The organism is Pseudomonas fluorescens HK44, assembly GCF_000217955.3.
GTDB lineage: Bacteria > Pseudomonadota > Gammaproteobacteria > Pseudomonadales > Pseudomonadaceae > Aquipseudomonas > Aquipseudomonas fluorescens_AQ.
The window spans coordinates 1,042,318-1,064,413 of the sequence record NZ_AFOY02000015.1; the positions used below are offsets into that span (position 1 = coordinate 1,042,318).

19 protein-coding genes are annotated in these 22,096 nt (G+C 58.3%); 2 read left to right on the forward strand and 17 right to left on the reverse strand.

All coding sequences use genetic code 11. From position 1 onward, the window contains the following. Positions 1 to 7: 7 nt before the first annotated feature. The 10 genes from HK44_RS17480 to HK44_RS17525 form a co-directional block, all read right to left on the reverse strand. Positions 8 to 946 carry an acetaldehyde dehydrogenase (acetylating) gene (locus HK44_RS17480; RefSeq protein ID WP_019690200.1) on the reverse strand — a complete coding sequence of 313 codons (939 nt, stop codon included), beginning with the start codon at positions 944 to 946 and terminating at the stop codon, positions 8 to 10. Positions 947 to 964: 18 nt separating this feature from the next. Then, positions 965 to 1,723: a 2-oxopent-4-enoate hydratase gene (dmpE, locus tag HK44_RS17485; RefSeq protein ID WP_031319530.1), complete on the reverse strand. Its 759-nt coding sequence runs from the start codon at positions 1,721 to 1,723 to the stop codon at positions 965 to 967. A 60-nt stretch (positions 1,724 to 1,783) separates the two neighbouring features. Then, positions 1,784 to 2,251: a GlcG/HbpS family heme-binding protein gene (locus HK44_RS17490; RefSeq protein WP_019690198.1), complete on the reverse strand. Its 468-nt coding sequence runs from the start codon at positions 2,249 to 2,251 to the stop codon at positions 1,784 to 1,786. Further along, the gene (locus HK44_RS17495; RefSeq protein ID WP_019690197.1) at positions 2,248 to 4,668 is read right to left on the reverse strand and encodes an efflux RND transporter permease subunit; all 2,421 of its coding nucleotides are present in this window, start codon (positions 4,666 to 4,668) and stop codon (positions 2,248 to 2,250) included. Before HK44_RS17495 ends, HK44_RS17490 begins: the two co-directional genes overlap by 4 nt. 27 nt (positions 4,669 to 4,695) lie before the next feature. Beyond that, entirely contained in the window at positions 4,696 to 5,766 is a 1,071-nt protein-coding gene (locus HK44_RS17500; RefSeq protein ID WP_024265031.1) for a WD40/YVTN/BNR-like repeat-containing protein, read from the reverse strand. Between the two features lie 61 nt (positions 5,767 to 5,827). Then, positions 5,828 to 7,198: a DUF1329 domain-containing protein gene (locus HK44_RS17505; RefSeq protein ID WP_019690195.1), complete on the reverse strand. Its 1,371-nt coding sequence runs from the start codon at positions 7,196 to 7,198 to the stop codon at positions 5,828 to 5,830. A 9-nt stretch (positions 7,199 to 7,207) separates the two neighbouring features. Further along, entirely contained in the window at positions 7,208 to 8,890 is a 1,683-nt protein-coding gene (locus tag HK44_RS17510) for a DUF1302 domain-containing protein (protein ID WP_031319532.1), read from the reverse strand. A 106-nt stretch (positions 8,891 to 8,996) separates the two neighbouring features. After that, positions 8,997 to 10,217: an acyl-CoA dehydrogenase family protein gene (locus HK44_RS17515; RefSeq protein ID WP_019690193.1), complete on the reverse strand. Its 1,221-nt coding sequence runs from the start codon at positions 10,215 to 10,217 to the stop codon at positions 8,997 to 8,999. Positions 10,218 to 10,273: 56 nt separating this feature from the next. Continuing rightward, positions 10,274 to 10,810, reverse strand: coding sequence for a flavin reductase family protein (locus HK44_RS17520; RefSeq protein WP_031319533.1), 537 nt, complete (start codon positions 10,808 to 10,810; stop codon positions 10,274 to 10,276). Between the two features lie 84 nt (positions 10,811 to 10,894). After that, positions 10,895 to 11,785, reverse strand: coding sequence for a VOC family protein (locus HK44_RS17525; RefSeq protein ID WP_019690191.1), 891 nt, complete (start codon positions 11,783 to 11,785; stop codon positions 10,895 to 10,897). 422 nt (positions 11,786 to 12,207) lie between these two features. Here HK44_RS17525 and HK44_RS17530 point away from each other — a divergent pair, with 422 nt between their 5' ends. Beyond that, positions 12,208 to 14,058 carry a sigma-54-dependent Fis family transcriptional regulator gene (locus HK44_RS17530; protein ID WP_019690190.1) on the forward strand — a complete coding sequence of 617 codons (1,851 nt, stop codon included), beginning with the start codon at positions 12,208 to 12,210 and terminating at the stop codon, positions 14,056 to 14,058. Positions 14,059 to 14,184: 126 nt separating this feature from the next. Here the strand turns inward: HK44_RS17530 and HK44_RS17535 are convergent, their stop codons facing one another. From HK44_RS17535 to HK44_RS17545, 3 genes are read right to left on the reverse strand one after another with little or no spacing between them, the layout of a single operon-like run. Beyond that, positions 14,185 to 14,778: an isochorismatase family cysteine hydrolase gene (locus HK44_RS17535; RefSeq protein WP_019690189.1), complete on the reverse strand. Its 594-nt coding sequence runs from the start codon at positions 14,776 to 14,778 to the stop codon at positions 14,185 to 14,187. Between the two features lie 23 nt (positions 14,779 to 14,801). After that, a complete protein-coding gene (locus HK44_RS17540) occupies positions 14,802 to 15,533 on the reverse strand; it encodes an SDR family NAD(P)-dependent oxidoreductase (RefSeq protein ID WP_024265035.1) in 732 nt (243 codons plus the stop codon). After that, a complete protein-coding gene (locus HK44_RS17545) occupies positions 15,530 to 16,984 on the reverse strand; it encodes an FAD-dependent oxidoreductase (RefSeq protein ID WP_019690187.1) in 1,455 nt (484 codons plus the stop codon). The genes HK44_RS17540 and HK44_RS17545 overlap by 4 nt, the downstream gene beginning before the upstream one ends. A 98-nt stretch (positions 16,985 to 17,082) precedes the next feature. On the opposite strand from HK44_RS17545, the gene HK44_RS17550 reads away from it, so the two are divergent. Next, complete coding sequence (locus HK44_RS17550; RefSeq protein WP_019690186.1) at positions 17,083 to 18,033, forward strand: LysR family transcriptional regulator; 951 nt, start codon at positions 17,083 to 17,085, stop codon at positions 18,031 to 18,033. Between the two features lie 70 nt (positions 18,034 to 18,103). Here HK44_RS17550 and HK44_RS17555 read toward each other — a convergent pair whose 3' ends face one another. From HK44_RS17555 to HK44_RS17570, 4 genes are read right to left on the reverse strand one after another with little or no spacing between them, the layout of a single operon-like run. Beyond that, the gene (locus HK44_RS17555; RefSeq protein WP_019690185.1) at positions 18,104 to 19,069 is read right to left on the reverse strand and encodes an electron transfer flavoprotein subunit alpha/FixB family protein; all 966 of its coding nucleotides are present in this window, start codon (positions 19,067 to 19,069) and stop codon (positions 18,104 to 18,106) included. Continuing rightward, entirely contained in the window at positions 19,066 to 19,854 is a 789-nt protein-coding gene (locus HK44_RS17560) for an electron transfer flavoprotein subunit beta/FixA family protein (RefSeq protein WP_019690184.1), read from the reverse strand. Before HK44_RS17560 ends, HK44_RS17555 begins: the two co-directional genes overlap by 4 nt. Before the next feature lie 13 nt (positions 19,855 to 19,867). Beyond that, positions 19,868 to 21,238 carry an FAD-dependent oxidoreductase gene (locus HK44_RS17565; RefSeq protein ID WP_019690183.1) on the reverse strand — a complete coding sequence of 457 codons (1,371 nt, stop codon included), beginning with the start codon at positions 21,236 to 21,238 and terminating at the stop codon, positions 19,868 to 19,870. A gap of 3 nt (positions 21,239 to 21,241) precedes the next feature. Next, a complete protein-coding gene (locus HK44_RS17570; protein WP_242031580.1) occupies positions 21,242 to 22,093 on the reverse strand; it encodes an aspartate/glutamate racemase family protein in 852 nt (283 codons plus the stop codon). Between the last annotated feature and the right edge of the window lie 3 nt (positions 22,094 to 22,096).

The following is a 22,096-nucleotide window of genomic DNA, read 5'->3' on the forward strand; positions in this document are numbered from 1 at the left end:
GCAGTCCTCACGCTTGAATCATCGACTGCGCCATGCGCTCGGCCGTCGCCAGGGCTGCCGAGGTCATGATGTCGAGGTTACCGGCGTAGGCCGGCAGGTAATGGGCGGCGCCTTCGACTTCGAGGAACACCGAAGTCTTGAGCCCGGAGAAGGTGCCCAGACCCGGAACCGTCAGCGGCGCAGACTCGGGAATCACATCGAACTGCACCTTTTGCTTCAGGCGATAACCCGGTACATAGGCGTTAACCGCTAACACCAATTCCTCGATTGAGGCTTCGATCTGTGCCTGATCTGCTGCGTCCGACAGCACATACACGGTGTCGCGCATGATCAGCGGCGGCTCGGCCGGGTTCATGATGATGATCGCTTTACCCTTGGCCGCACCGCCGATCACTTCGATAGCTTTGGAAGTGGTTTCGGTGAACTCATCGATGTTGGCGCGGGTGCCGGGGCCTGCCGATTTACTCGCAATCGAGGCGACGATTTCGGCGTAGTGAACCTTGACCACCCGAGATACTGCCGCCACCATTGGAATGGTGGCCTGGCCGCCGCAGGTGACCATGTTGACGTTGAGTTGACCCAAGTGTTCTTCCAGGTTAACCACCGGCACGCAGTAAGGGCCGATGGCCGCCGGGGTCAGGTCGATCAGGCGGATGTTCGGCTTGATCGACCGCAGGAAGGCGTCGTTCTTGACGTGGGCACTGGCGGAGGTGGCGTCAAAGACAAAGTCGATTTCGTCGAATATCGGTAAGTTGACCAGCCCTTGAACCCCGTCATGGGTAATCGCCACGCCCATGCGGGCAGCGCGGGCCAGCCCATCCGAGGCGGGGTCGATACCGACCATTGCGCCCATTTCCAGGTACTTGGCATTACGCATCACTTTGATCATCAGGTCAGTGCCGATATTGCCCGGACCAATGATCGCGACCTTGAGTTTCTTACTCATCGATAATCTCCGAAAAAATCAGTCAAAACGCACAGAACAGCCGCCGATTCCGGCGATGCTCACGCGCAAGTTGTCACCGGCGATAACCGGCACCATGGCCGAGAGTGCTCCCGACAGGATCACTTCACCGGCCTTCAGACTCATGCCCAGGCGGCCGAGTGTGTTGGCCAGCCAGGCCACGGCAATCACCGGCGAACCCATGCTTGCAGCGCCGGCACCACAACCGACTACCCGACCGTTTTTTTCCAGGACCATGCCGGTGGTGTAGAGGTCAAGCTTGCGTGGATCGACCAGGCGATCACCCAGCACGATCACGCCACAGGAGGCGTTGTCGGCCACGGTGTCTTGTATTTTTATTTTCCAGTCGCGAATCCGCGAATCGACGATTTCGAAACACGCCATGACCCCCTCGGTCGCTCGCAGTACATCGGCAACCGTTACGCCAGGGCCGGCCAGATCGTGCTTGAGGATGAAGGCGATTTCCCCTTCGGCCTTGGGCTGAATCAAGGTGCCCATTGCTACCGACGTACCCTGCTCGACCACCATGGCGTCGGTCAGTTGACCAAAATCCGGCTGGTTGACACCCAGCATGTCCATCACGGGCTGGCTGGTGACCCCGATTTTCTTTCCGATGATCCGCTCACCCCGTGCAAGGCGAAGGTCAATCAAATGCTGCTGGATGCGATACGCCTGTTCGATCGTCAAGCCTGGACAGTCTTCAGTCAGCGGCGAGATGGGCGCGGACTGATTCAGCGCGGTGAACAGTTGACGGCCCATGCGCTCGATTTCTATGTCTAATTCGTTCACTCGATTACTCCTGCCATGTCTGGCGAAAATTCATTGCTTATTCAGGACGACAGCCCGGTAGCCAGCGGCGGCGCATTCGTCGTCTTGCTCTTCACTGGCGCCGGAAACACCAATGGCCCCCACCAGACGTTCTCCAACCTTGAATGGCAGCGCTCCGCCCATCGGCACCAGGCGCGGACGCAACATCAAACAACTGCGCACGTGATCCGGGGCATTACGCAGGCGCTCGCCAACGTCTGCGGTGGACATGCCGAACGAGACCGCCGTCAGCGCCTTGTCCTGAGCAATGTCGATGGTGTGCAACGGCGCCCCGGCACCCCGACCGAAGGCCAGCAAGTGCCCCCCGCCGTCGAGTACCGCGACGCTGACCAGCCAGCCATTTTTTTCAGCGTGTTGCAGAGCCGTATCCAGCGCCCGTTGGGCGACGCAGAGACTCAACGGGTCGGCTGCTTGCAGTTCGATATTCCGACTTTCCTGATTAATACGTTCCTGGTTCATACAGTGACTTCCTTGATGAGCGTGACGGATTCAACGGCGGGCTTGGCGGGTGACAACAGGTAGCAGGCCAGTGCAGGCACCAGAATCAGCGCGACCAACATGTTGCAAAGGAACATGAAGGTCAGCAGAACACCCATGTCGGCCTGAAATTTGATCGGGGAGAACACCCAGGTGACCACGCCCAGAGAGAGGGTCAAACCGGTAAACACCACCACTCGCCCGGTGAATAGAAGTGCCTGGCTGTAGGCCTGAGTCAGGCTGGCACCGCGCCGTAGCCAAAACAGCGTGACGCTGAGGATGTACAACGCGTAGTCCACGCCAATGCCGACACCCAATGCCACCACCGGCAAGGTCGCGACCTTCAGGCCCATGTCTAACTTGACCATCAGCGCTTCGGCCAACAATGAGGTAAGGATCAGCGGCAGCACGGCGCAGAGGACTGCCCGCCAGGAGCGAAACGCGATGAAACACAGCAGCGTCACGACCAGATAAACGCCAAGGAGCATGTGTCCGTTGGCCGTTTTCACCACGATATTGGTCGCGCTTTCGACGCCCGCATTCCCCGCTGCCATCACGAAGCGTGCGTGTTCATCGCTGTACTCACCGGCGAAGCGATCGGCGGTCTGCACCACGGACGCCAGATTGTCGGCCTTGTGGTCTTTGAGAAAGGCGTAGATCGACAGCAGGTCGCAATTGCCGTTAAACAGCTCACGGGGCGAGCGCATGGCGGCCGCATTGATCATCGACTGGTTAGGTGGCAACTCGTCCCACTTAAAGTTGCCCTCGTTCATCCCCACGTTGATTTTGCGTGCCAGACCCGCAATTGAGTTAGTGGTTTCAACACCCGGTAACTGCCGCAGACGCCACTCCAGTTCCTCGACTTTGCGCAAGGTGGAGTAGTCGACGCACTGACCCGGTGGGGTTTCAACCATGATGACGAACACATCGCTGCTCGCCTGGTAATGCTCGATAATGAATTGGTTGTCGCGGTTGTAACGCGAGTCAGCGCGTAACTCCGGAGCCCCTGGGTCAAGATCGCCGACCTTGAGGTCCTTGCCCACCCACAAAGCGCCCGCGGCAACAGCCAGCGCCAGCGCAATGGCCACAGCAGCAGGACGCGGTCGCGTAAAGCGTTCCAGCAGGCGCACCAGCAGACGTGGCCGGGCACCCTGCTCAACCGACTCCTGCTGCAGACTGCGTGCCGCGGCCCGAGGCGAAACACCGGTGAAGGACAGCATGATCGGCAGCAAGGCCAGGTTGGTGAAAACCAGAATGCCCACGCCCAGACTTGCGATCAGTGCCAGCTCTTTGATGACGGGTACGTCGACGATTGTCAGCACAGCAAAGCCGACCACATCCGCCAGTAGTGCAGTGATACCTGCGGCGAACAAGCGACGGAACGTGTAGCGCGCAGCGATCAGTGTGTGGGTGCCACGCCCGACGTCCTGCATGATGCCGTTCATCTTCTGCGCCCCATGACTGACGCCGATGGCGTAGACCAGAAAAGGCACCAGAATTGAATAGGGATTGAGTTCGTAACCGAGCAACGGCAACAAGCCGAGTAGCCAGATGACCCCGATTAACGTGCAGACTTGAACCACCACTGTACTGCGTACACAACGGGTGAATAAATACAGGATGAGCGAGGTAATCAGCACCGCCACGGCAAAGAACGCCAGAACCGCATAGAGCCCTTCGATCAGGTCACCCATGACTTTCGCGAAACCGATGATGTGGATGTCTACACCCTTGGCCTGATAACGCTGACGCAGTTGCTCAAGACTGTCGGAAAGCACTTTGTAGTCCAGCGTTTGATGGGTCTTCGGATCGACCTCAAGCAACGGCAGATAAACAATGGTCGAGCGCAAGTCCTGCGCCACCAGTTGGCCGATTTCGCCGGAGCGCTCAACGTTGACGCGCAGAGAGTCCAGTCCCTTGGCGCTGCCGTCGAAGCCGTCAGGTACCACCGGGCCACCATCGAAACCCTCTTCGGTCACGCCCTGCCAACGGGTCGCCGGTGTCCAGAGCGAACGCATGAACGCGCGGTCCACGCCTGCCACCAGGTACAGGTCATCGTTGATCTGACGCAACGTTTCCATGTACCCGGCACTGAAGATATCGCCTTCACCGCGTAGCGCCACGGATACGCGCACAGCATTGCCTGCGCCCTTTAGATCATTCGCGTGCTTGAGGTAATTGAGCGTAAACGGGTGATGCTCGGGAATGGTCTTGAGGAAACTGGCGTTGAGCCGTACCTGGCTGGCGGCAATGCTCAACAGCAGGGTCAGCAGCAGACAACATCCAATCACCCAAAATCGATGATTGAACAACAACCGCTCCAGGCGATTGCCAGAGTACTTGTCGAAGTCCGCCAGGGAGGCGATGGTGGTGAAGCCATCGGAAGAGCTGATAGCCATAGTCAGTAACCTTCTCTATATGCGGGCTCAGCGCAAAGCGCCTGGCGAAAATCGAGTGATGCCCTGAGTGCCGACCGCAAGGCTTCCACCATCACGGGTGGCCAGCAGGGCGACCAGGGGGAAGCGTTGCTCAGGGCTGACCTGTCTGAACGATCGACCATCGTCGCGACTCAGCCAGCCGGCGCCAGACTCATCCGCCAGCAATACGCTGCCATCGGACAACAGGGTCGCGCCGGTGAGGCTTTTGCTGGTCGCCAGCGTCACCGCGTGCCAACTCGATCCACGGTCATCCGACCGGAACAGGTGCCCCCGCAGACCCAACGCCAGCAAGGCATTGGATGGGGTGGCAAGCAGGCCAAAGAAGCTGCCGTCGTAAGGCTCATCAAGCCGGGTGAAATGTTGTAAGTCGGTGTCGATACGCATCAGTGCGCCCAGCTCGCCCGCCAGATAAACCTGGCCGCCAAGCAGTTGAACGGCATTGATATGGTGCGAATCGCTACCAGCAAGTACCGAAAGCGCCGGCGTCCAATGCTCGCCATCGCCGGTAGCGAACGCCAATCCATAGGCGCCAACCGCCAGAGCGCGACCTGCCCCCATGCATTGCACAGCGAGGAATGGTTTGTCGGCCCCCTCTTCGACCAGGCGGCGAGCGTCATCCCCGTGTTCGGGATCGTCGTGGTATTGCTGCAATATCGCTTGGGCGGCGCGAAAACCATCCAGCTGTCGCACCCAGTTCTGACCACCGTCCACGGTCTTCAGAATCACTCCGCGATGCCCGACCGCCCAACCGACAGCCTTGTCGTTGAAGCACAGGCTGGTCAGGCTGACCGATACGGGTACGTTGGCCTGATTCCAGTGTTGACCCTGGTCGTCGGAATACAGAATGGTTCCACGCACACCAGCCACCACCAGTCGCTCGCCAGCCGAGGCGGCGGTGTTCAGTGCCACACGTGACGTTTGTACAGAGATCAGTGCTTTCTGTTCCAGCGTGTCCACTACATCCCTGGACGTCGCAGTGTGGGCAAAACTCATCTGCCCGATCCAGCCGACCAGACACAGGGAGAGCACGCACGCAGCCGCATGATTTTTATTATTCAAGGCAAACCTCCGGTAAAGCAGACAGGCTCTTTTCCTGAAAAAGAGAGCCTGTCCAATCAGATCAACGTGCGCTCATTTTCGTCAGCGACTCTGGGGAAAAGTACGTTTCGCGACGACGCTCGACGATTGAGAATTGATCGTTACCGGAGTCGCCCATGGCGCAGTTGTACATCCAGGCCTTGGTACGATGATCGTGGAAGAAACCGGTACAGAAGTTCACAGTGGCCGGAATATCCGGGGCAGCAAACGGGGTGCTCAACGAGGTGCGCCACAAAGTGCCTTCGGCATCCCAACCATCAATGATCGCGTTACCCCAGTTGTCTTCGTCGTAGTAGTACATTCGCTTGGGCACCGCATGACGCTTGCCAGGTTTGAGCGTTGCTTCGACTTCCCAGACACGGTGTAGCTCCCAGCGCATGAATTCCGGTTTGACGTGCCGCTGACCCATGACCTCCTCATCACCGTGCACCAACAACTCGTTGCTGTTGTAAGGAATGATCATTTCCTTCTTGCCAAGCAGCTTCCAGTCGTAGCGTTCCGGAGAACCTGTTCCGCCGTAGTTCTCATCAACGAAGTTAACGCCCGAAGCGACCATATTGGGCGTATCGAAGTTGATGCTCGGCGCGCGACGTACACGGCGCTGTCCAGCCAGGTATTGCCAGAGCGTACGACCCTTCACGTAGTCGGTGACGTTGTGCACCATCAGCGCCTCACCCGCGCGAAATGCCGGGGCATAGGTCAATTGGATAGCGAGCATGTAGTTCGGATCCGTCGCCGTCTCGGCCGACCCTTCTTTGTAGTAATAGGGGTACTGCGCCTCATCTTCCGCTGCGGTAGCCAGCACTCGCTGCCCATCGGCAGTCGTCGTCCAGACCTTGTATTTGGCGTGGGTAGATTCGCCCCGCCACAGGGTTTGGTGGTTCCACTGCACTTCCATGCCAGTCTTGGGTATCGGAAACGGCACACCGCCATACGCCCCTTTTACGATCAGGCCGTCGCCTTCCAGCGTCGCATGCGTGGCGTTCTTGAGGGTGTTGTCATAGACCCACTGCGGCGCCGCCGCCGTGCGGCGTGTCGGGTACACGTCAATGCGGAAAGTCTTGGGATTGTCCTTGAGCATCTGCTTGACGCCATCGGCCAGCTTATCGGCGTACTTATCCATGTTGGCGGCCGTAATGCTGTACAGCGGCTTGTCATCCTTGAACGGATCGAAGGCACGGTGGCCCTGCTGATAGCCGGCAGGTATCTGGGTATAGCCACCTTTCCAGGCCGGGATACTGCCGTCGGCATTGCCGGCACGTTCCGCGCCCATCGGCGTCAGGGTGCTCTTCAGGGCCTGTGCATCAGCCGAACTGACCTGCGCGTGTGCGGTGCAAACCGACAGCGAAAGGGACACGCAAGCCAGCAACCGGGTCATCTTATTGTTATGCATGGCTAATCCTCAAAAGGTGTAGGAAGCGCTGAAGGAAACGAAATCCCGGTCAGCGTATGTCTGCTTGAAAGTCTTGATTCCCGAGGTGTCGACGAACGGACCCGATGACCCGTAGTAACCGGTGTAAGCCAGGGTGAACGTGACCTGTTTGAGGTACTCGGCGGACAGCCCGATGTTGTAGTCGCCAGCCTTCTGCGGGCTGAAGCCACCGACGGCCGAAGAGCGCCCGTCGATGCCATAGCTGAAGCCCATTGGCACGGACAGGTCGATGCCATTCATGACCTGGTAGTAAGTGGGGATGAACGCAACGCGCAGAGCCGTCGCATCACGGGTGGTATTGGGGTCGAGGTTGTCACGGTTTTTCTGGATGCTGAGAGTGCGGTTCCAGGCCAGCTCGGCAAGCAAACTGGAACTGTCCCACAAGCTATTGCCAGGCATGACGTAGACGGTGTTGATCTGCGCGTGTGCCGTTCTGCCCACCGCATATAGTGGATTGTGATTGTTGTCCGCATTGCCGATCAGATCAGTGACCGTAAGGCTGACCAGTGGCGCGTTCTCCCGGATTGACGCCTCGAATGCCACGTTGGCATCGCCAATGCCACGGTTTGCACTGAAGCCATACGCTCTGATGTCCTCCGGGAACACCAGCATGTAATCACCGATCTTGTCCGCCGGGGACGTTGGCGTAATACCGGCACCAGGACGCACCTGAGTCTGAAAGTCCTTGGCGTGGTAGTTGATCGCATAGAGGCCAAAGTCGGTGTCCAGGTCTTCCGAGCGATAGCGCAGTTGAAGGCCCCACTGCCCCGAGTTGCGAGCCTCAATATCCTTGGCGCGATAGAAAGACGCCACTGGACCGATACCAGGTGCCAAGGCGGTGATAATCCGCTCACCGCCCTCGTCCACCAAGTCAGCCGGGCTGAAGTAACTGCCTGCGCCTGGAATACGTGTGGCTTCCCATTCGAACTGATAATAACCACCGACCGAGACCGTCGGCGTCAGTTGCAGTTGGGTGGAGAATTGTTTAACGGGAAGTCCCAACTCTTTGTACTGCGAGTTGGGCACGGTCAGCGCCCGGACGGCATCAATGGGTTGCTGTCCGACCGCAATACCGTTGTTGCCATAGAACAGACTTTCGCCATACACCAAGGAATGTTGACCCAGACGCGCCACGCCCCACATGTCCTCGCCAAGATCGAAGTTGCCGTAGACGAAGGCGTCACGGAACTCTGCCTGACGACCGTGCAGATCACGGGTGTCCTTGGTGAATTGGTTACTGGCGACGCTGAAGGAGTTGGCGGTATCAGGCGAGTTGTTGTCATTCCTCTTGTTGTAGACATCGTCATACCAAGCCGCACCGCTGACACGAAAGCCGACTTTTTTGTACGACATATCAAACTCGGAAAACAGATCGAGGCGATTGGAAATCAAACCACGATCAAAGTTACGGTCCCCATCGTCCAGATTAGGATTGGACAACAACTTCGAATCCTGACCCTTGACCCTCCAACCCGCTGAATATTTAACGTTAGTATCAAGCCGCGCTTTAACATCCGGATTACCCGAATCAAACTCAAACGCCTGAGCAGGCAGTACCGAACAACCCACTATTGCAGTGGCAATAGTGGCAAGTCGAAAACTTTTATCAAACGCACGAGTTGAGAGAGCAGCCCGATCTTTATGTCTGGACATAAATAACCTCAAGGAACGGTAAACCGTCTTTTATTTTTATATGGCCGCTGCCGAGCAGAGGTATCGGCAGCGGAGGTCAAGCGGGAGCAAATATCCCCAGGGGCGATCAATCGTTGATCGAGACCGGCTCCAGACCGAACACCATCGGCGGCAGTTGTTGGCCCAGTAGGTAGGCACCGAGCATTCCAGCCGTGTCATCGGCGTTTTGAGTGATGTGGTTGGACGCTGCGATGACGTCACGCAAGATTCGCTGCAGCGGGTTGTTCAAATAAATGCCACGTGCCGATGTGGCCTTGAACAGCAGCATCACCGCCTCTTCGCAATCTCGGCCAACGCGAGCGATATCCAGCATGTAGTGAACGCGGTCGAACGTCGGTACGAGCTGACGCCGTTCAACTACCGCAGTGCTTTCAGCCATCATTTGCAACAGCCGAGCCCGGGCCGATCGCACGCGGACGACAGCATTGCCAAGACGATCCTTGACGTAGGGACTAAGTGCGGCCTCGCCACCGTCGGTGGTGTTAGTACGCACCTGCATCTGCCGGACGTACTCGTCGATAGCCCCTTGCCCCATACCGACGATCATTGCCGAAACAGCGCCGAAAAAGATTTGGCTGAACGGATAGAGATAGTGGGCCGGACGATCGCTGTACTCGTACTGGATCAAACTGTGAGCCCGGTGATGGGGAACAAAGGCTTCCTTGATCACCAAGCTTTTGCTACCGGTTCCGGCCAGGCCGAACGTGAACCAGTCATCTTCGATTTCCCATGCAGAACTGGGTACCAGCATCGAAAGACGGTCAATGACCCGACCACTGGCATCACGCCGCAGACCACCCAGGAAGGCCCACTTGCCATGGTCGCAACCGCTGGAGGTTTTCCACGTCCCGCTGATGTTGTAGCCGCCATCGACTTCTTCGACCTTGCCGAAAGGCGGGTAAGACGAGGCGGTAATGACCGTATTATCTTCGCCCCAGACATCCTGACAGGCCTGGTCATTCAACGAGCCGTATTCCCATTGGTGAATACCAAGGATCATCATGTTCCAGGCGCTGCTGCCGCAGCCACGGCCAAGCTCCATCAGTACTTTGTAGAACACCGCCGGGTTCATCCCCCAGCCACCATATTGTATGGGCTGTAGAATCTTGAAAAATCCGGCTTCAACGAAAGCATCGATGGTTTGCGCGGAAACCATTCGGTTCTTTTCCACCGAGTCCGCCTTCTCCCACAGCATGGGAATAAGGGCGCGCGCGCGCTGCAACAAGTCTTCTTCGCTCGGCACCTCGTGAGTGCTCAAGGTTTCGGTCTGCTTGACGAAATTATTCATGGGCCTGTCTTCTCTGGTTTCTTGTTATACCGGCGTAGTGAATGCCCCTGCGGGCCTTACTTGAGCGCGGCGAACTTGCTGTTGAAGTACATCAGCGGGCCGTCCTGCTCCGGCAGGCCACAGACGCCAATCACTTCCCCGATAAACATGTCGTGGGTGCTGGCCGGAATCACTTCCGCCAAACGACACTCAAAACTGACCAGGGCATCTTCGAGTACTGGTACACCGGTCACACCCGACTCCCAGTGACCTTCGGCAAAGCGCGCCTCACCGGACACGCCTTCCACCATCCCGGCGAAGCGCTTGGCGATGGACTCTTGCCCATGGGCCAGTACGTTGATGCTGAAAGCGGCCGCACGCTTGATGACCGGGTTGGCCCAGACATTGCGGTTGACGCAAATCAACAGGCGCGGCGGGTCGGCGGTGATCGAACAGACCGCAGTGGCCGTCAACCCTGCCCGTTCCTTGTCATCACCGGTGGCGATCACCACGCAGGTACCGGCCAGTTGGCGCATGGCACTGCAAAAATCGGCGGTTGCGACCGCCACGGGCATATTGACGGGCGTGCTGCTGGATTGGATGGCGTTAAGCATCAGGTGACCCTCACGTTGCTGCGGGCGCACACGGCCCTTCGTTGGTGTTCAATGGCGCGACCACTGGCGGTAGCGCTGTTGCGATCAGAGGACAATGTTTCGCTTGTGACCCCAGTCGCTCATCTTGGTGAAGGCCTTGACCTCCCAATGGTCTTCATCGATGACCAGACCGCCCCAACCCATCTCGAAGTTGAATCCCGACGGGCTCTGGGCATAGAAAGAAAAGGTCTGGTCGTTCGGGTGGTGGCCCAGTTCGAGGATGATCGGGATACCGGCTTTCACGCAGCGATCGTAGGCCAGACCAACATCGTCCATCCGCTCGACCTGGACCATGAAGTGGTTGAGCACCTTAGGCATCGGCGCCTGAGCGGTGGCGATCGAGTGGTGGCGCCCCGTGGCAGTGTGAAAGAACGTAGCGTCCACCACGATGCCGGGTTTGATCTCTTCGCGGATGTAATCGCTGACCCGCAGGTTCAGCACGTCCTTGTAGAACGTCACCGTCTCAGGGCCATTCTTGGCGAATGGCAGGATGTGCCCGATACCCAGATCACCCGTGACGAAACCGCCTTTGAGCACCTTCGAACGAAACACATCGTTCAACCCGGCCTCGGCGTGACCGAAGAAAAACTCATGGGCGAAGCCATTCGGGTCCTGGCAACTGTAGGCTTTTTCAACCATCCGCCGGCACAGGAGCTCGTCGGACAGCGCCTCGACCTGAATGCCCTTTTCCCGTAATTCGGCAACGTAACTGTCCAACTGCTGCTCGGTGCGAAACTGCCAACCCGCTACCAGAATGTCGTCGATGGCATTCTTTTCGAGGAAGACACGCTGGCAGTATTCGTCCATGCGCAGGCTCATGCTCTGCTCATCACGGCGACTGACCTGCATACCGATGATGTCGGTCGCCAGCCATTGCCACTGATCAAGGTCGCTGACGCCAAAACCGACGTAGGCTAACGAGTGAATTTCTGACACTTTGTCTGCACCCCTTCTTGTTTTTGGACGACTGAAATTCCCGGAGAGCTCAAGGAAAAACAGAATCGAGAGGACAAGAGCAAGCGCAATGCCAACTTGGCGAACAGGTTGTAATTAAAATATTTAGCTATTTAATTCAATGAGTTAATAAAAGTCACTGTGAGAAAAACCTGACATTTGTTAACCGCTCGGCGAGGAACAGCTATTGCGAATTTTCGAAAAACTTTGAATTTCGATAAGGAATATTCGTACATTCCCAATCCGTGCCCCCCTCATTCTCACTGGCAAACAATCCCGGCGTCGTATCGAACAGGCTGAGGAGGCACGATCGAGGCAGATTTACCGTTCTGCGAGACCTTTGGCACAAACTTGGCATCTGTTTCAGGTTGGAATAATGACAATAATAAAGGCGGGCCAATTACATGACTCCTGAAGAGAAAGGCGCAGGCCAGGGCGATCATCACTATCGGAATCAGCACGGCATCAACATCATTACTGACCTGCGTTTTCCAGACATGCAGGACCTGACTGACCGCCTCTATTTCAATCCGAAAGAAGGACGCATCTGGCTCGGCGAAAAACGCATGATGCTGATGCACGTCGAAGCCTTTGGGGCGATGCGCCAAGAGTTGCTGGAAAGCAATGGCGTCGAGTTCACCCGAGGCTTGTTTACCCGAATCGGTTATCTGACCGGGTTGCGCGACGCCGATTTAGCGATCCAGGCACGCGGTACTGGCAGTGAGCTGGAAATCCTGGCAGCCGGCGGACAACTGCATGCGCTTTCCGGGATCGTCGAGGTCTCACCGATCTGCATCGAGTTCGATCAAGCCAAAGGCCATTTCTACGGCGAGTTCACCTGGAAGCACTCAGTTGAAAGCGAAGTGCATATCGCAGCCAACAAGATCAGTACCGACCCTATCTGCTGGATGGAAGTGGGCTATAGCTCCGGCTTCATGACACGTTTGATGGGTCGACGCTTTCTGGTACGGGAAGTGGAATGCCAGGCGTGCGGCCACGAACACTGTCGTGTCATCGCAAAGCCGGCGGAGGCCTGGGACGATGCCGAGCAAGATCTTAAATATTTCCAGCCTCGAGCAACCGACCACCGTCGGACGGTACCTGTCTCGCCGTCGAAACTCCGAGCAACCGCTCCCCAGCCTGCGCCATTTGGTCTGGAGGACCTCGCCAGCTTTGCCGCCGGGCTTGATCGTCCCGTTGGCGGTTCAGCCGCTTATCACTCCGCGCTACACAAGATCCTGCGCGTCGCCGGTACCAACGCTACTGTGCTGTTGCTCGGAGAAAGTGGTGTAGGCAAGACCATGTTTGCCCATGAAGTGCATGCCAACAGCCAACGCGCCACAACGCCCTTTATCGAAATCAACTGCGCTGCGATTCCTGAACAGCTTATAGAGTCCGAACTGTTCGGCGTTCAGCGCGGCGCCTATTCCGGCGCCACCGAACCGCGTCCCGGCCGCTTCGAAATTGCGCATGGCGGAACCATCTTCCTCGACGAAGTCGCAACCCTGAGCATGACTGCGCAAGGCAAGTTGTTGCGCGTATTGCAGAGTGGGGACCTGGAACGCCTGGGCAGCAACAAGACCATAAAAGTCGATGTCCGGGTCATCGCTGCCACCAACGAAGACTTGGCTGGTGCGGTCAAGGCCGGGCGTTTTCGCAGTGATTTGTTCTATCGGTTGAACGTGTTCCCCGTCACCATCGCCCCTCTGCGCGAACGCAAGGATGACCTGCCTTTGCTGCTCGATACTTTCATGCGCAAGCTCTGTACGTTGCACGGCCGACACCTCACCGGCATTAGCCCGCGAGCCTTGCAGATGCTTCTTGATTACCATTGGCCGGGCAACATTCGTGAATTCGAAAACGTGATCGAGCGGGCGGTCATCCTTTCCGATGATGGCGATGCCATCGACATTCGTCATCTTTCCGGACTTGATGCGTTGGGCGGCCAGCTCGAACGTATCGGTACTGTCGGATGGGACGCAGGCCCCACCATCGGCATCCGTCTGCCGGACGCCACGTCCCCCAGCGTCGGCATCGCCCAACAGGAAAAAGCCACCCACGATCAGTTGCTCGCTGTAGCGCAACGCACACTGCAACGTGGCTCGGTGCGCCTGAACGAGATCGAAGACGTGTATATCGAAGTGGCGATGCGGCTCAGCGAACGTAATGTTGCGCGCGCCGCTACGCTGCTGGGCCTGAGCCGGGCGCAGTTGGACTACCGGCTGAAGAAAACGGCTCAGGAAGAAAAAATCTGATCTGCCCGGATGAGGACATTGTGGACACTGGAGCGGGCTTGCAACTCGGCGTCCCGCAGCGATGGCGATGCACGTTTCCCATCGCTATCGCCGGCAAGCCAGCTCACAACAGCTCAGCGCTGCAACCTATAAAAGCGCCGCACAATCCTCGAACGCTGCTTCGGTGCTAACGCTGGTGCAAAAACGCGCGATGCTGCCCATGGAATTGGTGTGCTCTTGCGCCGAAGGCGAGGCACAGCAATCTTCCAGAACCACGACGTCGAAGTCACGGTCGTGGGCATCGCGGACGGTGGCTTGGACAACCGCCTGAGTACTCACGCCGCTGCAATAGATGCGCTCGATACCTTCGCGGCGCAACAACAGTTCCAGGCGCGTGGCGTAGAACGGCGAGACGCGGTGTTTGACAATGTCCCAATCCTGCGGCTGCGGGGCCAATGCTTCGTGCACCGCGCCTCCCCAGGCGGACGCTTTCAAAATGCCATTTTTGGCAATCGGGCCGAATACCTGAGAGTTCGGATTAGCCTCACGATGATCGTCAGAAAAGGCGACACGTACGTAAGCCACTGGAATGCCCTTGGCACGCGCTTTGGCGATTGCGGCAGCCGTGCGGGCGATCACCTCACGGCTACGGACTTGTTCACCCAACGGGGATTTGCCGCTGGCGCCGTCCGGGTGCACCAGATCGTTCTGCATGTCCAGGACAAGGTAGATACTTTTCATTGTCATTTTTTCCTTGGATTGAATCAGTCGCACCAGAGTGCGCCGTTGATGTCGAGAATTTCCCCGCAGATAAACCCCGCTTTGTCTGAAAGCAGAAAGCCCACTGCTGCCGCCACTTCGTGAGCGCGCCCCATCCGGCCCAGCGGAATCAGCGCACGCAAGTTGTCTGGAAATGTCGTGGTCATATCGGTGGCTATCGGTCCTGGTGCCACGGCGTTGACTCGCACGCCACGGCCCGCCAATTCTTTGGCCAGAAATAGAGTCAGGGTGTGCACCGCCGACTTCGACATGCCGTAAGCCACATTGCCCGCATTGTTCTGCTCGCTCGGGTCCAGCCAGGGTCGGGCGTTGCCACCATTTTTCCCAACCACCGAGCCTATGTTGACGATGGCTCCCCGCTGACGCTCGGCCATCAGCTGTCCGACCACCTGACAAGGAATCAAGGTGCCCAGGACATTGATCCGCATGACCCGTTCGAACTCGGTCACGCCAAGATCCAGAGCGCTGCCCTTGGAGACGATACCGGCGACGTTAACCAACGCAGTGATCGGTCCCAACTGCTCTTCAACCTCTTCGACCACGTTTCGCACTGCATTGCGCGCCGCCACATCGCAAGCGAAGAAGCGCATACGGACACCCAGTTCAAGAGGCTCTACCAGATCCAGCGCTGCTACTTTGTAGCCTTCGGCGGCCAGGTATCGACACACCGCACTGCCAATTGCCCCACTGGCTCCAGTCACCACTGCAACACTCATTGTTCACCCCGCTGATCCGCCGCGCAATAACCGGCCAGACGTCCGAACACCAGCCCCTTGAGCACTGAGGTACCGCCCGCGTAATTACCGAAATACAGGCCGACGGTCTCGCCGGCGGCATACAGGTTACCAATCGGTGCACCGTCGGCATTGACCACACGAGCACGCTCGTCGATTTTCAAACCTCCAAACGTGAAGACGTTGGCGGAGATGATCGGATAAGCCATGTAGGGTCCCTCGTCAAGCGGCAATGCCCAGTTGCTTTTGGGCGGTACCAGACCTTCAGTGGCGACACCATCCAGTTGCAAAGGCTTGTAGTTACCCGGTCGGCAAGCGGTGTTGTAACGCGCAATACTGTTTTGCAGGGCAACCGTTGGAACGCCGATCTTACCCGCCAGTTCGGCCAGACTCGGCGCTTCGACGGCGGGTTGGTCAGTACGAATACCCAAACGATAGTTGGGAATGTTTTTGACTTTCTGATCGAGGATCACCCATGCGATGCCTTCGCTCTGCTGATAAATCTGTCGAGTCACTCGCTCATACCAGGCATCAACCGTACCGGGCGCTTCGTCGGTGAAACGTTCGCCCTGTTGGTTGATCAGCACGCCGTAGGGAAAAATAAAGATTGAGGGTTCGGAAACCCCGGAGCGAGGATCCACCGGCTCGGCGTGATAGCTGCCATATTCTCCGCAGGGCGCCGCGCCGACATCCAGCGCCATCTGGATGCCTTCGCCACGATTGTAGTAACCGCCCTTGCACACTGGGCGCAAGTAAACTGAACGCGGCCCGAGATAGCGGGTGAGCATCTCCGTATTACCTTCGAAGCCACCACTGGCGAGCACCACCGCGCCACGAAAAACCAACTCACCACGCTCACGGGACAAAGCTCGCAGCCCTATCACCCGGTCATAACCTTCGGTTACCAGATCACGCCCAGTGGTTTCATAGAAAAAGTGTGCACCCAGCGCTTCAGCCTGGGTCGCGAGCGCTTCCACAATCGCCTCGCCACCACCCACTGGCAGTAAGCGCGGCTGAGTGCTGGTCAGGAATTGGGTCGGCAAAAAGTCGAACTTCACGCCGTTGCGTTTCAGCCAATCGATGGTGGCCGGGACCTCGGAAGAAAAGGTGCTGATAACGCTCGCATCCACAGAGGCCAGTGAGCGGGTCTGTGCCGACCAACCCTCTCGATCACGCAGGCTCTCGACAACAAAATCCGGATCCTGGTAATAGCCCGAATGCTCAGCAAGAAAGGCGTCGAAGTCGTCGGTCACTTCGTCATGTCCTTTCATGCGCAGATAGGCTTCAGTGAAACGACTCTGCCCGCCGCGCTCCTCACGCGTCGCACGCTCCAGCACCGCCACTTTCAGTCCACGTTCGGCGCCCGCCACCGCCGCCGACAATCCGGCCACGCCGCACCCCACTACAATCAGATCGAAATTCAACTCAGCCATTTCCAGTACCTCCCTTAGTGGCTGGTACTATAGGATTCGCTGTGAGTGCGTTCGAGCGAGGCACGGCTAATGGGCTATTAGGAAAAGGTGAAGAACCGATGGACAGACTCTGGGCCATGCAGGTGTTCGTAAGGGTGGTGGAGTGCGGCAGTTTCAGCCGCGCGGCCGAGTCCCTGGACATTGCCAATGCTACGGTGACCTCTAGCGTGCGTAACCTGGAAACTTACCTGGGGGTGACCCTGCTGTCGCGCAACACGCGTTCGTTGCGCCTGACCGACGAAGGCGAGGGTTATTTCGAACAATGCACCCGACTGTTGCGGCAAATAGAGGAAACCGAAGCCTCGGTGCGCCAGAAAAAAGGCGAAATCAGCGGTCAGCTGTGCATCGAATCACCCGCCGCTTTCGCTCGAGCGTTGCTCTGCCCCGCCCTACCCGCGTTCACCGCTCAGCATCCTGGTTTGTCAGTGGCCTTGCGCTTGACCGATCATGCCGAAGACTTGATCGCCAGCGGCACCGATATCGCGATCCGTATCGACTCAGTGAACGATGCCGACCTGGTCGCCCGCCCGCTTTATCAGGCTCACTATGTGGCCTGCGCCTCTCCCGGTTTTCTGGCCCGCCTAGAGACCCCGAGTCATCCGCAGGAACTCGACCCGCAATGCTGCCTGGGTATTTTCGGTCCCGGACGCTACGCCGTATCCAATTGGTCATTCCAGCGCGGAGTCGAAAACCACACGCTGACTCCCCGTGGCAGCCTGCACTTCAACAGCACTGATGCACTGATCGAGGCCGCCCTGGCCGATCAGGGCTACATCTATGTGCTCGATGTGTTCGTCAACGGCCTTATATCACGCGGCGCCTTGGTGGAATTATTCCCTGGCTGGGGCACCAGTAGCCGCAGTTTTTACACCGTTACACCCAAAGCACGATTCGTCGCGCCGCGCACCCGGGCGTTTATCGACTTTATACTCGCCACTCTCGACGCTCAGCGCCGACCGCCAGCCGATGCCAGCATCGTCCTGCGCCAGGGACGACGTGGTCTGGTATAGCGAGGCGGCTTGCAGCACAACGAAAAATGCCAGTCAGCAGGACTGACTGGTATGAGTGTTTACCCCGATCTCAAGCGTTACGCGTCTCGGCCAGCAACGCAGGCAAGAGTGTTTCCCAATCGCCGATCATCCCCAGCGTAGCGACCTTGAAAATATCCGCATGAGCATCCTTGTTGATGGCCACGATACGACTCTCCAGGCTGACCCCGGCCAAATGCTGTGCTGTGCCAGAGATGCCCACCGCCACGTAGATGTCCGGGCTGACGTACTTTCCAGAAATGCCGACCTGACGGAGCACCGGCACCATGCCTGCGTCGACCGCCGGCAAACTGCCGCCGAGAGTGCCGCCCCACGCAACGGCCAGCGTTTCCAGCAGATTAAACCCCGTCTCGTTGACACCTCGCCCCCCGGACACAATCAATTTGGCACCTTCGAGCGGTGGTAGATGTTGGCCACTCTTTCGACGCTCCAGCGTCAGCACTTGAGGCAATACCGCATGCAGAGTCAATGTATGGACTTCGGTCGCAACCGGACCGGACAAATGGGGGCGGCCTACGCGCAAGCACGCGAATGCCGGCCCCTCAGCCACCTGCAATGTCACACGCATGCGGCCTCCCCAGCACGATCGCTCGGCCAGAAGCCTCTCACCATCGCGGCTTAACGCGATGCAGCGTCCCAAGGCTCGGCCATTCAATTTATCGGCCAGCAGCGCACAGAATTCTTCGCCAACAGGACCGGGCGGCAGCAACACGAGTGATACGCCGCTGGCAAAAACCGGGATCGTACGCAGGGCTTCGCTCGCCGCCACGGCCAATGCCGCAGGCTCCTCGCAATTAGCCAGTTCTGCATGTAAGGCGTGGTAAACCTGCTTGGCGCCAGCCCTGGCGGCCCGTTCTGTTGCGTGCGAAGCAGGTTCAGCGCCCAGCAGAACAACGGCGAATTCTTCGTTGATGGCCACGCTCTGAACCGCGGCCAGCGCGGCGTCGAGTGCTTCATCACCCCAGGCCAGGGGAATCAACGCCAACAGCCGGCTCATAGATTCACTCCCTGTTCTTTCATCCAGATCAGCAATGCCTTGGCCTGCTGCATGGCATCGCCTTCCAGCATTCGACAAGCCCCCCTGCGCTCGGCGGCCTGGGCAGCGACCAGACCGACCAGCGACAGTGCACCGGGCCTAGCGGACGGGGCACTCGCTTTGGCAAAGTTCATGCGCCTGGCTTCCATCACGTTTTTCAGCAGTGGATGGCGCAACTTATTGCGTTTGTCGTTGGTGACGCTGGCAAGCAGCGGTCGATCGACGTCCAGCCACTCCTCACAGGTAGCGCGCTCACGAATCAGTCGTATGGTGTCACCGCTCCATTGCGCGTACTGGGCCAAAGAGAACTGCTCCCGGTCAAGACGACAGGCCAGCAGCACCGGGATGCTGCCCTCGTCGAGATCACCAAACTCACGACCGATGAGTAGCAAATCAGGCGCCAGTCGCTCGCGATCGATCAGCGCAGCGATTTGCTGCGCCGTCAGCCGTGCATCCCAGAGACAAGTCGGCACCAGCTCAAGTTGGCGCAACGAATGAGGACGAAATGCCGCCACCGTGCGCAATAGGTTTTCGCTGTTCGCACCGGCAAGCAGCAAGACATCAATCTGTGTCTCGGGGCGTGCGTCGCGTAACTTCAGGGCCACTTCCAGCGCTGCCTCATCGAACGGGCTGAGCACTCGACGAGCGCTGGCAGGCTCTTCGATCTGACCATCGCCAGCGAGGCTCAAGGTATGCAGGGGGAAACGGATATCCGCCACCCCGGCCAGCAAAACCAGAATGTTCATGACTGTCCCCCTGTCATTCGGTACGGGCGGTTGCGGCTGCAATACGACCGAAGACCGCCGCCTTGCCCAGCGCCGAACCGGTCATATAGGCAGCGCCATGAAAACCACCGATTATCTCGCCAGCCGCCAGCAACCCCTCAATGGGCTCGCCAAATACGTCCTGGACGCGCATCTGCGTATCCACCACCACACCGCAGTAGGTACCAAATACCGCAGCCGTGGAGGGATAGGCGTAAAACGGCGCACGCTCAATCGGGCACAGCTCGCCGTGCTGGTGTACCAGATGACGGCGACCGAAAGCGGGCGCCTCACCATTGCGTACCGCCTGGTTATAAGCCGAGACCTCTGCCAGCAATACGTCCTCAGGGACTTCGATCAAACGCGCCAGTTGCTCCAGGCTCTGCGCTTGGACGAACAGGCCTTCCTCCAGACGGCGAGTGAAATCAAGTATGCGCACCTGGTTATCACCGCTGTCCATGATGCTCTGGTCGAGAATCTGGTAAGCCACGCCATAGGCCTGCTGCATTACCGCATCGCCAAGTAGCTTGTAGGACTGCGATTCATCGACGAAACGATGGCCGTCCTGGTTGACCGCAATAGCGCCCTTATAGACGACAAGGCAGGCATGGTGATTGTTATCGTCGGTCGGATGCTTGCCGAATGTGCCTTTGATATAGGCCAGATCGCGCACGTCAGCACCCAACGCCCAGGCCATGCGCAAGCCATCCCCTTCGTTGCCCTCGCCACCGATGAACACCGCGTTGTCGTACTGGGGTGCGAAACGATGGATCAACGCCCGGTCCTGGACGAAGCCACCGCTGGTCAGCAGCACGGCCTTACGCGCACTGAAGGTGATGACCTCGCCAGCTTGCTCGGCAAGTACCCCTGTTACCCGGCCCGCCTCTGATCGGAGCAGACGACGGGCTCGGGTCCCCATAAAAACATCAACCTTGCCGGTGGCTCTGGCGGCCTGCTCCAGCAGACGCACCATGTCTGCCGGATCGACATTGTGCACGCGTGGCACCGACTGCCCGGAGGCGGCTTCGATCACCTCCGAGAACACTACGCCATGGGTGCGCAACCACTCGTAGGTAGCCAGTTGATTATCCGTATAGAGCCGGACCAGGTCCGCGTCGCACTCGCTTTTGCCAACCTCGATCAGGTCAGTGAACAACAGTTCGGATGAATCAGCGATGCCATACTTGCGTTGCAGATCGGTACCGGCAAAGGCCAGGCAGCCACCACTCATCGCCGAGGAACCGCCGGTCTGTGCAGTCTTCTCCAGCAGCACAACGTGTTGGCCCGTCTCTGCAGCGCTGAGCGCGGCGCAGAAACCCGCCAGGCCGCCACCGACCACCAGGAGATCACATTCAATCGTGTTCATGGCTTAAATTCCTTGTTCCAGAAAGCGATCGAGGCCGTAAAAAGCGAAAATCTCTTCAACCCTTTTCCGCTCAGGACGTGCCGAGAAGTAGCCACGATTACAGGCTTGTATGCCGTTGGCGCGGCGCAGATCGACCATTGCCTCCGCCTGTTTGACCCAGGCGCCAAGAGAATCAAGTACCGGAACGCCATCCACCTCGCTCACCCCATGGGTGGCAAGCAGGACATTGAGCGGTGCCTCGCCAGGGATGATCACCTCAGCGCCGTCTTCGATCAGGCGTCGGGCCGCTATACGGAAGCGTTCAATCAGTGCCGCCGGATCGCTGAAAGCAGCCAGCACATCCGCGAAGCGAAAGCCGACATGCCGAACGCCAGCCAAGCGCTGAGCCAGGCCGTGACGGGCTGCGTTCTCAGTGACCAATTCGGCCAGCTCATCAATGAATACCAACACGCCAAAACGGCGACCCAGCATGCAGGCAGTGAGCATTGCCGACTCGCCATAACCCACCACCGGGATCTGCAACAAACTGCGAATGTCGCGCAGCGCCGGCTCGGGAAGCGTGCTGAGGGCATAGGCATCAAAACCCTGCGCCTCGGCATTCAGCCCGGCGGCCACAAATTGAAGGCTATGCAGATACTGCAACGCAGCGTGCTTGATGTCGTCGCCGGGATAATTGCTGCGATAGGTTCCCGGCCGCATGCCATGCAGATGGATTTCGGTGTCGGCGCGTGCAACCTTGCGAAAATGCGCGCGTAGAGCCTCGTCATAGGGGCCCAGATCGCTCAGCACAGTGAAGCTTTGATGCCAGATGCGAATAGTCATATCCATCCTCAAGAAGAGCCAGGCCGACGTCATCAC

What these genes read in the sequence shown, in the direction of transcription:
- HK44_RS17520 (WP_031319533.1), bottom strand. Translation starts at nt 10,810, where the DNA reads ATGCTTAACGCCATCCAATCCAGCAGCACGCCCGTCAATATGCCCGTG.
- HK44_RS17540 (WP_024265035.1), bottom strand. Translation starts at nt 15,533, where the DNA reads ATGAGTGTTGCAGTGGTGACTGGAGCCAGTGGGGCAATTGGCAGTGCG.
- HK44_RS17570 (WP_242031580.1), bottom strand. Translation starts at nt 22,093, where the DNA reads ATGACGTCGGCCTGGCTCTTCTTGAGGATGGATATGACTATTCGCATC.
- HK44_RS17515 (WP_019690193.1), bottom strand. Translation starts at nt 10,217, where the DNA reads ATGAATAATTTCGTCAAGCAGACCGAAACCTTGAGCACTCACGAGGTG.
- HK44_RS17535 (WP_019690189.1), bottom strand. Translation starts at nt 14,778, where the DNA reads ATGAAAAGTATCTACCTTGTCCTGGACATGCAGAACGATCTGGTGCAC.
- dmpE (WP_031319530.1), bottom strand. Translation starts at nt 1,723, where the DNA reads ATGGGCCGTCAACTGTTCACCGCGCTGAATCAGTCCGCGCCCATCTCG.
- HK44_RS17555 (WP_019690185.1), bottom strand. Translation starts at nt 19,069, where the DNA reads ATGAGCCGGCTGTTGGCGTTGATTCCCCTGGCCTGGGGTGATGAAGCA.
- HK44_RS17530 (WP_019690190.1), top strand. Translation starts at nt 12,208, where the DNA reads ATGACTCCTGAAGAGAAAGGCGCAGGCCAGGGCGATCATCACTATCGG.
- HK44_RS17550 (WP_019690186.1), top strand. Translation starts at nt 17,083, where the DNA reads ATGGACAGACTCTGGGCCATGCAGGTGTTCGTAAGGGTGGTGGAGTGC.
- HK44_RS17560 (WP_019690184.1), bottom strand. Translation starts at nt 19,854, where the DNA reads ATGAACATTCTGGTTTTGCTGGCCGGGGTGGCGGATATCCGTTTCCCC.
- HK44_RS17510 (WP_031319532.1), bottom strand. Translation starts at nt 8,890, where the DNA reads ATGTCCAGACATAAAGATCGGGCTGCTCTCTCAACTCGTGCGTTTGAT.
- HK44_RS17480 (WP_019690200.1), bottom strand. Translation starts at nt 946, where the DNA reads ATGAGTAAGAAACTCAAGGTCGCGATCATTGGTCCGGGCAATATCGGC.
- HK44_RS17490 (WP_019690198.1), bottom strand. Translation starts at nt 2,251, where the DNA reads ATGAACCAGGAACGTATTAATCAGGAAAGTCGGAATATCGAACTGCAA.
- HK44_RS17495 (WP_019690197.1), bottom strand. Translation starts at nt 4,668, where the DNA reads ATGGCTATCAGCTCTTCCGATGGCTTCACCACCATCGCCTCCCTGGCG.
- HK44_RS17545 (WP_019690187.1), bottom strand. Translation starts at nt 16,984, where the DNA reads ATGGCTGAGTTGAATTTCGATCTGATTGTAGTGGGGTGCGGCGTGGCC.
- HK44_RS17505 (WP_019690195.1), bottom strand. Translation starts at nt 7,198, where the DNA reads ATGCATAACAATAAGATGACCCGGTTGCTGGCTTGCGTGTCCCTTTCG.
- HK44_RS17565 (WP_019690183.1), bottom strand. Translation starts at nt 21,238, where the DNA reads ATGAACACGATTGAATGTGATCTCCTGGTGGTCGGTGGCGGCCTGGCG.